11 protein-coding genes, 1 pseudogene and 1 riboswitch are annotated in these 14,223 nt (G+C 33.6%); of the genes and pseudogenes, 9 read left to right on the top strand and 3 right to left on the bottom strand.

The genetic code is table 11. The features are described 5' to 3' along the window. Positions 1–38: 38 nt before the first annotated feature. Positions 39–899 carry a M23 family metallopeptidase gene (locus BAQ46_RS20065; RefSeq protein ID WP_071742586.1) on the top strand — a complete coding sequence of 287 codons (861 nt, stop codon included), beginning with the start codon at positions 39–41 and terminating at the stop codon, positions 897–899. Between the two features lie 55 nt (positions 900–954). Here BAQ46_RS20065 and BAQ46_RS20060 read toward each other — a convergent pair whose 3' ends face one another. Next, complete coding sequence (locus BAQ46_RS20060; RefSeq protein WP_001030647.1) at positions 955–2,250, bottom strand: Nramp family divalent metal transporter; 1,296 nt, start codon at positions 2,248–2,250, stop codon at positions 955–957. Between the two features lie 476 nt (positions 2,251–2,726). Between BAQ46_RS20060 and trhO the strand changes: the two genes are divergently transcribed. Beyond that, complete coding sequence (gene trhO, locus BAQ46_RS20055; RefSeq protein WP_000246210.1) at positions 2,727–3,686, top strand: oxygen-dependent tRNA uridine(34) hydroxylase TrhO; 960 nt, start codon at positions 2,727–2,729, stop codon at positions 3,684–3,686. 193 nt (positions 3,687–3,879) lie between these two features. On the opposite strand, the gene BAQ46_RS20050 is transcribed toward trhO, so the two are convergent. Continuing rightward, positions 3,880–5,355: a hypothetical protein gene (locus BAQ46_RS20050; RefSeq protein ID WP_000387306.1), complete on the bottom strand. Its 1,476-nt coding sequence runs from the start codon at positions 5,353–5,355 to the stop codon at positions 3,880–3,882. Between the two features lie 175 nt (positions 5,356–5,530). Here BAQ46_RS20050 and panE point away from each other — a divergent pair, with 175 nt between their 5' ends. Then, complete coding sequence (gene panE, locus BAQ46_RS20045) at positions 5,531–6,475, top strand: 2-dehydropantoate 2-reductase (RefSeq protein ID WP_071742584.1); 945 nt, start codon at positions 5,531–5,533, stop codon at positions 6,473–6,475. A 55-nt stretch (positions 6,476–6,530) separates the two neighbouring features. On the opposite strand, the gene BAQ46_RS31420 is transcribed toward panE, so the two are convergent. Beyond that, positions 6,531–6,659, bottom strand: a complete 129-nt coding sequence (locus BAQ46_RS31420) for a hypothetical protein (RefSeq protein WP_000031869.1) — start codon at positions 6,657–6,659, stop codon at positions 6,531–6,533. A 139-nt stretch (positions 6,660–6,798) separates the two neighbouring features. Further along, positions 6,799–6,945: riboswitch (cyclic di-AMP (ydaO/yuaA leader) on the top strand. 144 nt (positions 6,946–7,089) lie between these two features. Between BAQ46_RS31420 and BAQ46_RS20035 the strand changes: the two genes are divergently transcribed. The 6 genes and pseudogenes from BAQ46_RS20035 (at position 7,090) to BAQ46_RS20010 (ending at position 13,802) form a co-directional block, all read left to right on the top strand. Continuing rightward, positions 7,090–8,916 carry an APC family permease gene (locus BAQ46_RS20035; RefSeq protein ID WP_071742582.1) on the top strand — a complete coding sequence of 609 codons (1,827 nt, stop codon included), beginning with the start codon at positions 7,090–7,092 and terminating at the stop codon, positions 8,914–8,916. A 599-nt stretch (positions 8,917–9,515) separates the two neighbouring features. Continuing rightward, positions 9,516–10,676: a non-hemolytic enterotoxin NHE subunit A gene (gene nheA / locus BAQ46_RS20030; RefSeq protein ID WP_000751839.1), complete on the top strand. Its 1,161-nt coding sequence runs from the start codon at positions 9,516–9,518 to the stop codon at positions 10,674–10,676. A gap of 31 nt (positions 10,677–10,707) precedes the next feature. After that, a complete protein-coding gene (gene nheB / locus BAQ46_RS20025) occupies positions 10,708–11,916 on the top strand; it encodes a non-hemolytic enterotoxin NHE subunit B (RefSeq protein WP_000162970.1) in 1,209 nt (402 codons plus the stop codon). Positions 11,917–12,023: 107 nt separating this feature from the next. Beyond that, positions 12,024–13,103, top strand: coding sequence for a non-hemolytic enterotoxin NHE subunit C (nheC, locus tag BAQ46_RS20020; RefSeq protein WP_071742580.1), 1,080 nt, complete (start codon positions 12,024–12,026; stop codon positions 13,101–13,103). Positions 13,104–13,301: 198 nt separating this feature from the next. After that, positions 13,302–13,499, top strand: a pseudogene (locus BAQ46_RS20015) (DUF4176 domain-containing protein). Between the two features lie 21 nt (positions 13,500–13,520). After that, positions 13,521–13,802, top strand: coding sequence for a hypothetical protein (locus tag BAQ46_RS20010; protein ID WP_038356793.1), 282 nt, complete (start codon positions 13,521–13,523; stop codon positions 13,800–13,802). The last annotated feature ends 421 nt before the right edge of the window (positions 13,803–14,223 follow it).

Below are 14,223 nucleotides of genomic sequence, written 5' to 3'. Positions count from 1 at the left end.
TATTATGTAGAACAAGGATATGAGAGTGGGGATATAACATGTGGAAGAAATATGTGTTGGTAATTTTAGTTGCTTTTTTACTTACAAGTTGGAGTGTAATTTATTTAGTTAATGGTATTATATCAGTCGTTTTTTGGTGGGGTATACAAGCCTTTAGCTTCGTATCAAGCTTTATTTTGATAGGGTCAGTATTACTATTTGTGTGGAAAGGCATTTTCAGAAAGCGAATAGATAGAACGCTACTCTTCATTGTGCTTTTTTCTATAATTGGAGCTTGGCCCTTAGGATGGTTCGCTAACATAGGCGGACTTGCTTACCCAGCAAATGTACAGTCTATGAGCCCTAAAATAGTTGTTCGTTTTCCTTTGAATGAACGAGCATTAGTAGGATGGGGTGGCGATCGATTAGAAGCGAACTATCACGTTATAAAACCAAATGAACGATGGGCATATGATATTCTTATTCCACCTGCTGAAGTGAAAAGTAGTAAATTAAAGGCCTATGGAATATACGGAGCGAGAGTAATGGCACCAGCTTCTGGAACAGTTGTATCAATTAATAATGATGAAAAAGATTTAGTTCCGGGATCGGATGATTTTCAGTCAATGGTGGGAAATCATATTTATTTACGACTAGATGAAACAGGGACATTTTTGGTTCTTGCGCATTTAAAGAAAGGGTCAATTAAAGTGAAGGAAGGACAACATGTAAATGAAGGAGAATTTCTTGCTCAAGTAGGTAACTCAGGAAGTTCAAGTGAGCCACATTTACATATTCATCATCAAAGGCAGGATCCATCCAAGGTAAGCATGTTTTTAGCAGAAGGATTACCACTGTACTTTCAAACTGAAAAAGGTGAGATGATGCCGGAAAGAGGGACATATATAAGAGGTAATTAAAAGAGAATTACTTCACTAAAAAAGGTATTCCAGTTTATTGGAATACCTTTTCTCCTTACCCTACAAATGTTTGATACAGTAAGAAAATATTTAAAATGATAACAAGTACAGCAATGATCCAAGCGATAAAGGTAGTTATGCGGTGGTTAACGAGTGCACCCATAATTTTTTTACTACTTGTAAACATAATAAGTGGTACTAATGCAAAGGCAATACCGAATGATAAGACGACTTGACTCATGACTAGAGCGTAAGTTGGATTTACACCTAAAGCGATAATAACTAATGGTGGAATCATTGTAATAAATCGGCGTAAGTATAACGGAATATGCATTCGAATGAAACCTTGCATAATAATATCACCTGACATTGTACCGACAGAAGAGCTAGATAGTCCTGCTGATAAGAGACCAATTCCAAATAAAGCAGCTGATACAGGACCGACTAAGTTGCTAAACTGGTTAAAAGCGACATCAAGATCTTCGACATGCAAGCCGTTTTTAAAGAATAGTGCAGCAGCAACAATTAACATACTTGCATTAATTGCTCCAGCGATAATCATTGCGATAATGATATCAATAAACTCGAAGCGGAAAATCTTTTTCTTTTGTTCATCATTTGTTCCGACTACGCGGCGCTGTGTTAAGGCGGAATGTAAATAGATTGCGTGCGGCATAACTGTCGCACCTAAAATTCCGGCTGCAAGTAATATACTGTCTACGCCTTGGAATTTTGGGATGAAAAGTCCTGAAAGTAGGGGACTTAATTCCGGTTTTGCATAAAAGACTTGTACACCAAAAGCGATAACAACGATAAAAATCATTCCTGTTATAATCGCTTCTAATGGACGGAAGCCTCTACGTTGAAATTCAAGAATAATAAATGATCCAGCAGCTGTAATTAAAGCAGCTGGTAACATTGGAATTCCAAATAATAAATACAATCCGAGTGCTGCCCCGATAAATTCAGCTAAATCAGTCGCCATAATAACGAGTTCACCTTGTATCCATAAGCCGATGGAAACAGGTTTTGGGAAGTTTTCTCGAGCAATTTCAGGAAGGTTCCTACCTGTAGCGATTCCTAATTTAGCTGATAAAGTTTGGATTAATACAGCCATTAAATTAGAAGCAAGAATTACCCAGAGTAATAAATATCCATATTGTGATCCAGCGGCAATATTTGTCGCGAAATTGCCAGGGTCAATATAAGCGACTGAAGCAATGAAAGCAGGACCTAAGAATGGTAAAAGTCTTTTTAAGCCTTTCGTTTGTCCGCTTAATGCTAAATGCGCTGATTGAACAGTTGTACTTTGAGAAGGGACATGTTCATCTTTTGATATATCTTTATTCATAGTAGTTTTCCCCTTTGAAATGTTAACTTGATGAAATTATTGTAAGTATTCTTATTGTTTATTTCAATACATTTAAATGTATTAGATGATATTTTTATTTGAACATAAATGTTTCCTTAGTGCAAATTATATGTCTTTATACAATGAATGGTGTGGCATTATTAAAAATTGGGAGTTTATGGTGTGATGAGGCGGGGAAACATAATGAATTAAAGGGCTATTTTTGAAATTTATGTGAACATAAAGCCGATAATACAGCATATTAATTGATGGAATTGCATTTGTATGATATATAATATATTGGGATTACAACATAACCACAGTGTTTTGGTGTGTAATCTTGTTTTTTATTTTTGTTAACTGATAGAAAATAGTATAAAGAGAAGGAAATGGGATTCATTTTCTTATTATATATGTTTTGATATGAACGTTAACTTATACATGATTTTAAAAATTAGATAGGTGGTAGAAATACATTGGCAACTACAAAACCATACAGAGTATTACTATATTACATGTACACAACAATTGAAAACCCAGAAGAATTCGCGGCAGAGCATTTAGCATTTTGTAATTCACTTGAATTAAAAGGAAGAATCCTTGTAGCTAAAGAAGGTATTAACGGAACTTGTTCTGGTACTGTAGAACAAACAGAGAAATACATGGAAGCAATGAACAATGATCCACGTTTTGACGGTATCGTATTTAAAATAGATGAAGCTGATGGTCATGCATTCAAGAAAATGCACGTGCGTCCTCGTCCAGAGTTAGTTACACTTCGTCTAGAAGATGACATTAACCCACACGAAATAACTGGGAAGTATTTAGAGCCAAAAGATTTTTATGAAGCAATGAAACAAGAAGATACAGTTATCATTGATGCGCGAAATGATTATGAATTTGATTTAGGTCACTTCAAAGGTGCGATCAAACCTGATATCGAATCATTCCGTGAATTACCAGATTGGATTCGTGAAAATAAAGAAATACTTGAAGGCAAAAAGATTTTAACTTATTGTACAGGTGGAATTCGTTGCGAGAAGTTTTCTGGTTGGTTAGTTCGTGAAGGCTATGAAGATGTAAGTCAGCTTCACGGCGGTATTGTAACGTACGGAAAAGACCCAGAAGTACAAGGTGAGCTTTGGGATGGACAATGTTATGTGTTCGATGAGCGTATCGCTGTACCAGTAAACCAAAAAGAACATGTTATCGTTGGTAAAGACCACTTTACAGGTGAACCTTGTGAGCGCTATGTAAACTGTGCAAATCCAGAATGTAACAAGAAAATTTTATGTTCTGAAGAAAACGAGGCGAAATATTTACGTGCATGTTCTCACGAATGCCGTGTAAGCCCACGTAACCGCTACGTAATACAACATGAATTAACGGAAGAACAAGTAGCTGCTGCATTAGAGAAAATCGAAGCAGAGAAGTAAGAGGGAAAAGGCTAATCTAAATTTTTGGATTAGCCTTTTTTATATTTGATTTTTTGGCGTTTTTTGTCGGTAAGTCGATATATTTAAATAATCGCTGATATATTTTGAGTTGCGCCGATATAATTTGAAAATCGCTGATAAAAATTTCAATTACTGTAGCGTACCACATACTTCAATGTAAAAATACTCTTCTTTACTTCTTATCATCTTTCTCTCTCACAGCAGAAAGTACAGTTTGTTTTACCCATGCTTTTCTTCGTTTATGTTGTAGACTCCATTGGTATAAACTTTGCGCACCTAAAATAAGTGAAATGACTATGCCGCTAATTGCTATTAAAAGCGCGAAAAATTCAAGTGGCGATGATATTTTGTTTGAATCGGTGTTTCTTAACAGATCAATCATAGTAAACCCTAACATTTGGCCTACTACAGAGTAGAGCGTTAAAATTAATAGTAAAAGGCTATCTTTTTTTGAAGCAACATTTTCTTGATATTTAAACAAACTATCAAGATTTTGTTTTGCATTCGAGTATAGTATCTCGATGTTAAAAAGCTTTCTTAAGCGGAAGAAAATATCTTCACTCTGTGATTGGGATACTAGCTCTAAAGAAAAGTAATTCGCCGTAAACGAATTGATTGAATAAATTAATTTCTCTATTTCATTTGTATCTTGTTCAATGTTTAATTCAGCATAAGCGTTTGCCATTTTCAATAAAACAATTTTATGAAATAGATTTAATAATAAAGCGTAATAAAACTCCCCATACATTTGACTCGCAAGTTTAGTAAATTCGCGTTCTCCTTCATTTGTTACACATGTGAATATATGTTCTTCCATTATGAAATAGCGATTCGGAGCCCATCTTTGGTAAGCGTGTTGTTTTAAATAATCATGAATATAAGGCAGATTATTTGCACTCACATATGCCTTGCCATCACTTGTTAACCCGGAAAGACTAGAAGTACGATAAACATCCACTTCATTCAGTTCCATATCTTCTTTTATAGATAATAAAGTTTGTACGTACATTCGCTGATCTTCAAAGAAAGGAAAGGTTTGAAAGTAAGAACTTCTTAATCTCTTCTTCTCAAAGAAATCTGTTACGCCATGAAATAAATAACCAAAAATGAATCTTTCCACTTGGGAATACTTTTTTCCATTACATTCAATACAAATAGTCTCGTTTGTATCATTTTTAGTTTCAAGTACACGGAAACGGGCCGCAAATTCAATTGCTTCTGATAATGTTATGTTTGGAGCGGTTTCTACTTCTGTCCGAATTGTTAAGAAGCCAAGCTCATAAGGACAAAGTGTTACGTCAATAGAATGAATGTTGAATGGAACGGAAATAAGATTTGTTGTTAAATGTCCAGTTAAGTTAAGATCTTTAGAATAGCGCTGCAATCCTTTTTGATGCTCTGAGTGAGGAAAGAGTATTTTATTTGTAAATGAAAGATAATATGCTTCCATATTTTGATGTGAAACTTGAAACTTTCCGTAGTATGTATTTTCATTTTCAAGATGATCGAGTCGAAAAGGACGAAAGTCATTTTTCTGTAAGAAAGGGAACATATTTTGTTCATAACCAGTTTTAAAAGAAAACGGGAATATAAATTGAAATATAGCTGTTGTTACATCTTTTTCCTCGATTGTATGTATTGCCTCCATTTACATTGTTTCCTTTCCAAATATGCTATAAAAACAACATGCCCAAATTCATTTGAAAATAACCACTGTTTTATACTTGATTAAGAATGAAAATTCAGCTTATTTAGTAGGGGACATGTATAATGTTATGTATACTGAATGTTATAAAATTGTATTTTGAAAAGGGGGATGTTGTATGCGTATTTTAGTATTAGGAGCGGGAGGCGTTGGAGGCTTTTTTGGGGGACGCTTAGTAGAAAAAGGAGAAGATGTTACTTTTCTTGTTCGTAGTAAACGGAAAAAACAATTGGAGGAAAGAGGACTTGTAATCCGCAGTGTTAATGGGGATTTTTCCTTCCAACCGAAATTAATAACGAAAGAAGATCAAACTGCTCCATTTGATGTGATTCTATTTTCAACAAAAGCGTATCACTTAAACGAGGCAATTCAAGATTTGAAGCCGTTTGTAGGTGAAAGTACTGTAATCATTCCGTTGCTAAATGGTATTGCTCATGTATCGCTATTACAAAAGGAATTCGGTGAGGAAAAAGTAATTGGTGGTTTATGTTTTATCGAGACGACGTTAAACGATCAAGGAGAAATTGTACAAACTAGCGCTGCAAATAGACTTATGTTTGGAGAAATGAAGTCTCAAGATTCAGAGAGAATAAAGCATATTTCTAAAGCATTTGCAGGTACGAAATCTAGTTTTATTTTAAGTGAAAACATTACGCAAGATATGTGGCATAAATATTTATTTATCACTGTAATGTCAGGTGTGACAACATTAATGCGTGCACCGATAGGACCGATTCGTGAAAGCGAAGGTGGACGCGATTTTATCCAAAACTTATTTGAAGAATGTATGGAAATTATGAGATGTGTAGGAGCACCAATTAAAGATAATATTGTCCAAGAACATATGAAAATAATTGATAAAATTTCGTATAATATGAAGTCATCAATGCAACGTGATATGGAAAAGGGTTCGTTTATTGAAGGGAAGCACTTGCAAGGATATTTACTGGATGTAGCAGAGCAATTTTCAATAGCGGCACCATTATTAGGCACTATATATCAAAATTTAAAGGTGTATGAAGAAATGACCTTTAACAGATCAGCGATACAATTGGATGTATGAAAAAATAAAAAAGAAAGCAATATATAAGTGTATTGCTTTCTTTTTTTATGACAAATCATTTATTTCTTTTTGTTCTATCTGTCAAATTTATTTCCTGTTCACGTTTACCGTATAATTGATTAATTTCATTTGCTAATGCATCTAAATAGGAATCGGAAAAAATAGGCTTCTTTTCTTTAGACATATAGATCTCCTTTATTGATTTTTTAGTATTCATTATGTATATTTACCAGCGGATTATGCGCCATCATTTTAATTTTTTCTTTTTAAAAATTTTTGTTTACATTTTGAAAATAAAGGAGTATTATAATCCACAGTTTCAATTTTCTAAATCGCTGAAACCGCATGGTGCGGGGGACCCGTTCTTATGGATTAGTTCTTAATCCAATGGGGTGAATCCTTGAAAAAGGTAGGGCTACTCATAGGCCCGAATCCGACAGCTAACCTCGTAAGCGTTATATTGAGAAGGAAGGTGGAGCTTGTGCGACAAAAAAAATAATGTCTACAAGTCTATTTTGTTATGGCTTGTAGACATTTTTTGTTTTCTGAAGAAATCGTTTATCCGCTATAACTAGCAGAAAAGTTCGTACAAAATTATTGGAGAGTGGACAGCAGTGGTTTCATCTATTAAAAGATTTTTAATTGGAAGACCGTTAAAATCAACAGAGCTTGGAGAACAGAAGCTTAATAAAACGAAAGCTTTAGCTATTTTATCTTCTGACGCATTGTCATCAGTTGCTTACGGTCCAGAGCAAATTTTAATTGCTTTAGCAGGTGTTGGAGCGATCGCTTATTGGTATTCCATTCCGATCGCTGTTGGGGTATTAGTATTATTGACGGCCCTTATTTTATCTTATCGTCAAATTATTTTTGCTTATCCGCATGGAGGGGGCGCGTATGTTGTATCAAAAGAAAATTTAGGGATGAATCCAGGCTTAATTGCTGGAGGATCTTTATTAGTTGACTATATTTTAACTGTTGCAGTAAGTGTGTCTGCAGGTACAGATGCGCTCACATCTGCTTTTCCTAGTTTACATGCACATAATGTAATCATTGCGATTATATTTGTTATATTTATTACCATCTTAAATTTAAGAGGTGTAACGGAATCAGCTTCCGTTTTAGCATATCCTGTTTATTTATTCGTTTTGGCACTATTTATATTAATTGGTGTAGGGATATACAATATTTTAACGGGGCACGTTTCGCAGGCTTTACACACGCCGATTGGAACACCAGCTGCAGGGATTAGTTTATTTTTATTACTAAGAGCATTTGCATCAGGTAGTTCTGCTTTAACAGGTGTTGAAGCAATTTCAAATGCAATTCCGAACTTTAAAGATCCTGCGCCAAACAATGCAGCGAAAACATTGCTTGCAATGGGTGCATTACTTGCAGTTTTATTTTCAGGAATTGTGTTCTTAGCTTATTATTACGGAATTTCTCCAAGTAAAGAAGTAACAGTTGTTTCACAAATTGCTGAACAAACATTTGGACGTAATTTCATGTACTATTTCATACAAGGTACAACAGCTTTAATATTAATCCTTGCTGCTAACACAGGATATTCTGCGTTTCCGTTATTAGCAGTAAACCTTGCAAAAGATAAGTTTATACCAAGAATGTTTACGATTAGAGGAGACCGCCTAGGTTACTCAAATGGAATTATTATACTTGGAATCGCATCGATTATTTTAATTGTAGCTTTCCAAGGGCAAACAGAGCATTTAATTCCGTTATATGCAGTAGGTGTATTTATTCCATTTACCCTTTCTCAAAGTGGTATGGTATTAAAATGGCTTCGTGAAAAACCGGAAGGATGGGCTTTACGATTAACGGTCAATTTAATTGGTGCAGTCATTAGTTTTATCGTAATGAGTATGTTCTTTTTAACTAAATTTGCACAAGTTTGGTCAATCCTTATTTTCTTACCTGTAATTATCTTCTTATTCCACCGAATTAAGAAGCATTATGATGCAGTAGGAGACCAACTAAGTTTAAAAACTTGTGAACGGATTGTTCCGATTGAAGGAAATGTAATTGTCGTTCCAGTAGCTGGTATGACACATGTGGTAGAAAACTCATTGAACTATGCAAAGTCTCTTTCAGCAGATCAAGTTATTGCTGTATATGTCGCTTTTGACAGAGAAGAGGAAAAGAAATTTGAAGAGAAATGGAAGAAGTGGCAACCTGAAGTAAGGCTTGTTACTTTACATTCTCATTATAGAAGTATTATTCAACCGCTAACAAAGTTCATTGATACAGTACAGTATAAAGCGAGTGAATCAAATTACCGAGTTACGGTCGTTATACCACAATTCATTCCGAAAAAAGGTTGGCATAACATTCTTCATAATCAGTCTAGTTTACTCATTCGTGCGTATTTACTCTATAAAAGAAATGTTGTTATTACAACAGTACCATATCATTTGAAAAAATAAGAAGGTTTTTTAAGGATAGCTTTACGAAAGTGAAGCTATCCTTTTTGTGTATACGCTATGCATAATTGCATACGAATCCGAAAGATATATTGATATAATTTTTACATCTGTGAGTAAGTAGAGGTTTTTGTTGTGATATATGGATATTTCAATTGAAAAAGTAAAGTGGATTATATTTTAAAATAAAGACATGAAAGCTTGAAAATAAAGGGAATGAAAATACTTCTTTACGTTATATAAATAGCTGTGTTTAAATGACCTTACAGTATAAAACTTATATGAAAACAAAACGGAATTTCATATTTACGTACGTTATTTAGTTTAATATGAATAATATTTTTATGTAATATATTCACTGTGTGAATGTGGAAATTGCTGTAAAATAGGAATTTTATACAATGTTATTCATACTAATCACATATGAAAAAATAATAAAATGTTTTGTGAAGATAAGTAAGTACTGTAGCAATACGAGAGAGGTGGTTCATACATGGATTGCGGTGAGAACGTTCTCTATTTTAACCATCTCAAATTATGGGTAAGAAAATAGAATAATAAAATGCGATAGTAATAGTTGCTAATACATAGGAGGAGTTAAAGTGAAAAAGACTTTAATTACAGGGTTATTGGTTACAGCAGTATCTACGAGTTGTTTTATTCCTGTAAGCGCTTACGCTAAGGAGGGGCAAACAGAAGTGAAAACAGTATATGCACAAAATGTAATTGCTCCAAATACATTATCGAATTCAATTAGAATGTTAGGATCACAATCACCACTTATACAAGCATATGGATTAGTTATTTTACAACAGCCAGACATTAAGGTGAACGCGATGAGTAGTTTGACGAATCATCAAAAATTTGCAAAGGCAAATGTAAGAGAGTGGATTGATGAATATAATCCGAAGTTAATCGACTTAAATCAAGAGATGATGAGGTATAGTACTAGATTTAATAGCTATTATAGTAAGCTCTATGAACTAGCAGAAAACGTAAATGAAAATGAACAGGCAAAAGCAGATTTTACAGGCGCATATGGAAAATTACAATTGCAAGTACAAAGCATCCAAGAGAGTATGGAGCAAGATTTATTAGAACTAAATCGATTTAAAGCAGTATTAGACAAAGATAGTAATAACTTATCGATAAAGGCTGATGAAGCAATAAAAACACTACAAGGATCAAGTGGAGATATTGTGAAGTTAAGAGAAGATATTAAAAGAATTCAAGGGGAAATTCAAGCTGAACTAACTACTATATTGAATAGACCTCAAGAAATTATTAAAGGTTCTATTAATATCGGTAAACAAGTATTTACAATTACAAATCAAACTGCACAAACGAAAACAATTGATTTCGTTTCTATCGGTACTTTAAGTAATGAAATTGTAAATGCTGCCGATAGTCAAACGAGGGAAGCAGCTCTTCGCATTCAGCAAAAGCAAAAAGAGCTATTGCCACTTATTCAAAAATTATCACAAACTGAAGCAGAGGCGACTCAAATTACATTCGTTGAAGATCAAGTAAGTAGCTTTACAGAACTAATTGATCGTCAAATTACAACATTAGAAACGTTGTTAACGGATTGGAAAGTTTTAAACAATAATATGATCCAAATTCAAAAAAATGTTGAAGAAGGCACATATACAGATAGTAGTTTACTACAAAAACATTTCAACCAAATTAAAAAAGTAAGTGATGAAATGAATAAACAAACGAATCAATTTGAAGATTACGTTACAAACGTTGAAGTACATTAAAAATAAGTAACGATATAGGGAGAGAAGAAAAATGACAAAAAAACCTTATAAAGTAATGGCTCTATCAGCACTTATGGCAGTATTTGCAGCAGGAAACATTATGCCAGCTCATACGTATGCAGCTGAAAGTACAGTGAAACAAGCTCCAGTTCATGCGGTAGCAAAAGCTTATAATGACTATGAGGAATACTCATTAGGACCAGAAGGCCTAAAAGATGCAATGGAAAGAACAGGTTCAAACGCTTTAGTAATGGATCTGTACGCTTTAACAATTATTAAACAAGGTAATGTTAACTTTGGAAATGTATCGTCTGTTGATGCTGCTTTAAAAGGAAAAGTGATTCAGCACCAGGATACAGCTAGAGGAAATGCGAAGCAATGGTTAGATGTATTGAAGCCACAGCTTATTTCAACAAATCAAAATATCATTAATTACAATACGAAATTCCAAAACTATTATGATACTTTAGTTGCTGCGGTTGATGCAAAAGATAAAGCGACGCTTACGAAAGGATTAACTAGATTATCAAGTAGTATTAATGAAAATAAAGCGCAAGTAGATCAGTTAGTAGAAGACTTAAAGAAATTCCGAAATAAAATGACGTCGGATACGCAAAACTTTAAGGGTGATGCAAATCAAATTACATCTATTTTAGCTAGTCAAGACGCTGGAATTCCGCTATTGCAAAATCAAATTACAACGTACAATGAAGCAATTAGTAAATATAATGCAATTATTATCGGTTCATCAGTTGCGACAGCTCTAGGGCCAATTGCAATTATCGGTGGTGCAGTAGTTATTGCTACAGGTGCAGGAACGCCGTTAGGAGTGGCGCTAATTGCAGGTGGTACAGCAGCTGTAGGTGGTGGTACAGCTGGAATCGTATTAGCAAAAAAGGAGCTTGATAATGCACAAGCTGAAATTCAAAAAATAACAGGACAAGTTACAACTGCTCAATTAGAGGTAGCAGGATTAACAAACATTAAAACACAAACGGAGTATTTAACAAATACAATTGATACTGCAATTACAGCGTTGCAAAACATTTCAAACCAATGGTACACAATGGGGTCAAAATACAATTCTTTACTTCAAAATGTAGATTCAATTAGTCCGAATGACCTTGTTTTTATTAAAGAAGATTTAAACATTGCGAAAGATAGCTGGAAAAACATTAAAGACTATGCAGAAAAGATTTATGCTGAAGACATTAAAGTAGTAGACACAAAAAAAGCATAATCGAATACGAATCGTTAGAGCGTTAAGTGTTGATGAATGATTTGAAGCTCCTGTTCAGTTGTGAGCAGGAGCTTTTTATACTCTTATAAAGAAACTAGGTGAAAAGTATGCAGAAACGATTTTATAAGAAATGTCTTTTAACATTAATGATTGCCGGGGTGGCAACGAGTAACGCATTTCCTTTACATCCTTTTGCAGCAGAACAAAATGTAAAGGTGCTACAAGAAAATGTGAAAAACTATTCTCTTGGACCAGCTGGATTCCAAGATGTAATGGCACAAACGACATCAAGCATGTTTGCAATGGATTCATATGCAAAATTAATTCAAAATCAACAAGAGACGGATTTAAGTAAAATAAGTTCGATTAATAGTGAATTTAAAGGGAATATGATTCAGCATCAAAGAGATGCAAAAATGAATGCGGCGTATTGGTTAAATAGTATGAAGCCTCAAATTATGAAAACGGATCAAAATATTATTAATTACAATAATACTTTTCAATCGTATTATAATGACATGTTAATAGCGATTGATCAAAAGGATAGCGGAAAATTAAAAGCGGATTTAGAAAAGTTGTATGCGGATATTGTAAAGAATCAAAATGAGGTAGATGGATTATTAGGAAATTTGAAAGCTTTTCGCGATAGAATGGCGAAAGATACAAATAGTTTCAAAGAGGATACAAATCAGTTAACAGCGATATTGGCAAGTACGAATGCAGGTATTCCAGCTCTAGAGCAACAAATAAATACATATAACGATTCGATTAAAAAGAGTAATGATATGGTTATTGCTGGTGGCGTACTTTGCGTAGCTCTAATAACATGTCTTGCTGGCGGACCGATGATTGCCGTCGCGAAAAAAGATATCGCAAATGCAGAACGAGAAATCGCTAATTTAAAAGATAGAATTTCTGGAGCGCAAGCAGAAGTTGCAATTTTAACAGATGTAAAAAATAAAACAACAAATATGACTGAAACGATTGATGCAGCAATTACAGCACTGCAAAACATATCAAATCAATGGTATACAGTAGGGGCAAAATATAATAACTTATTACAAAACGTAAAAGGAATTACTCCTGAAGAGTTTACGTTTATAAAAGAAGATTTACATACAGCAAAAGATAGCTGGAAAGACGTAAAAGATTATACAGAAAAATTACATGAAGGCGTAGCGAAGTAAACAGTGGACTAGTTCTGCTGTTTATTTTTTTATCCTGTTTTTGTGAGAGGTGGACTTGTAATTTTATAAAACTCAGAAACCAAATAATGTACATTTTTTGATGAAGGTACCGATCTTTTTATCGCAGGGTATTTATTTTTCTTGGTATGATTAATCGTAAGCCCCATTGTCCTAATAGAAGAAATTAATAACCCCCTTATGATTTATGGAAGAACGTAACAACAAGCTGATAATAAATTATGGGATTATGTTTCTTGTCCATATCCTCATGGTAATTTATCAAAAGAATATAATGTGTTCTTTAATCATAATTAAATAATTCATTTATTATTTAAGGGTTTCGAAACAGGGGATGGGGATGAATTAGAATTAAAAAGTGAATTATATGGATTTTAGTGAAAATGGAGAGGATATAATATGATTTTAGGAATCTCATATTCTGATATTTTTCGTATCGTAACTATTGTTTTGTTTTTTTTGATTTTCTGGAGATTGAATACTTGGTATAATAAGAAATATAATGTTCCTAAGGTTTTTCAATGGTTTCCTAGGAGATGGGGGAAAAGAAAAGTTTCAGAACATTTGTCTCAACTAGATAAAAAGTTAGAAGCTGAAGGTAAAGGTATTTGGGTTACAATCTATGCTATAGATTTGTACATTGTAACTATTCCTTGTACAGTAAAAAAATATAAATCTTAATACATTTATGTTTATAAAAAAGACCTGAAAAATCAAGCACTTAAAAGGTGGTTCTGATATTCGATCGAAGCCATCTTTTTTTTATGTCCACTGACAACGATAGGAATTAGTTTCACAACACCTATCTAAAATGAGAGGAAACATTCTACAGGGAAATCGTCAGGGGCTAGAAATCTACTATAGCATCCAAAATCCAAAAGCTGAAGAAATTATGGGGTTATCAGAAATATTAAAATGATTCCCAAATAACTAAGTTAAAATGATAAAGTTAATGTAAAATAATAATCTATTTGAAAACCAAGATTTTTTAAAAGACGCTATAATTGGCGTCTTTTTTATTCATTAAATTGAGTTTGAATACAGAACATTAATTTTTTGCCAAAACCCTAAGTCTAATACATAACATAAAAACGTCCATTAC

Source organism: Bacillus paranthracis (assembly GCF_001883995.1).
Taxonomy (GTDB): Bacteria; Bacillota; Bacilli; order Bacillales; family Bacillaceae_G; genus Bacillus_A; species Bacillus_A paranthracis.
This window is presented reverse-complemented; position numbering and strand designations above follow the sequence as displayed.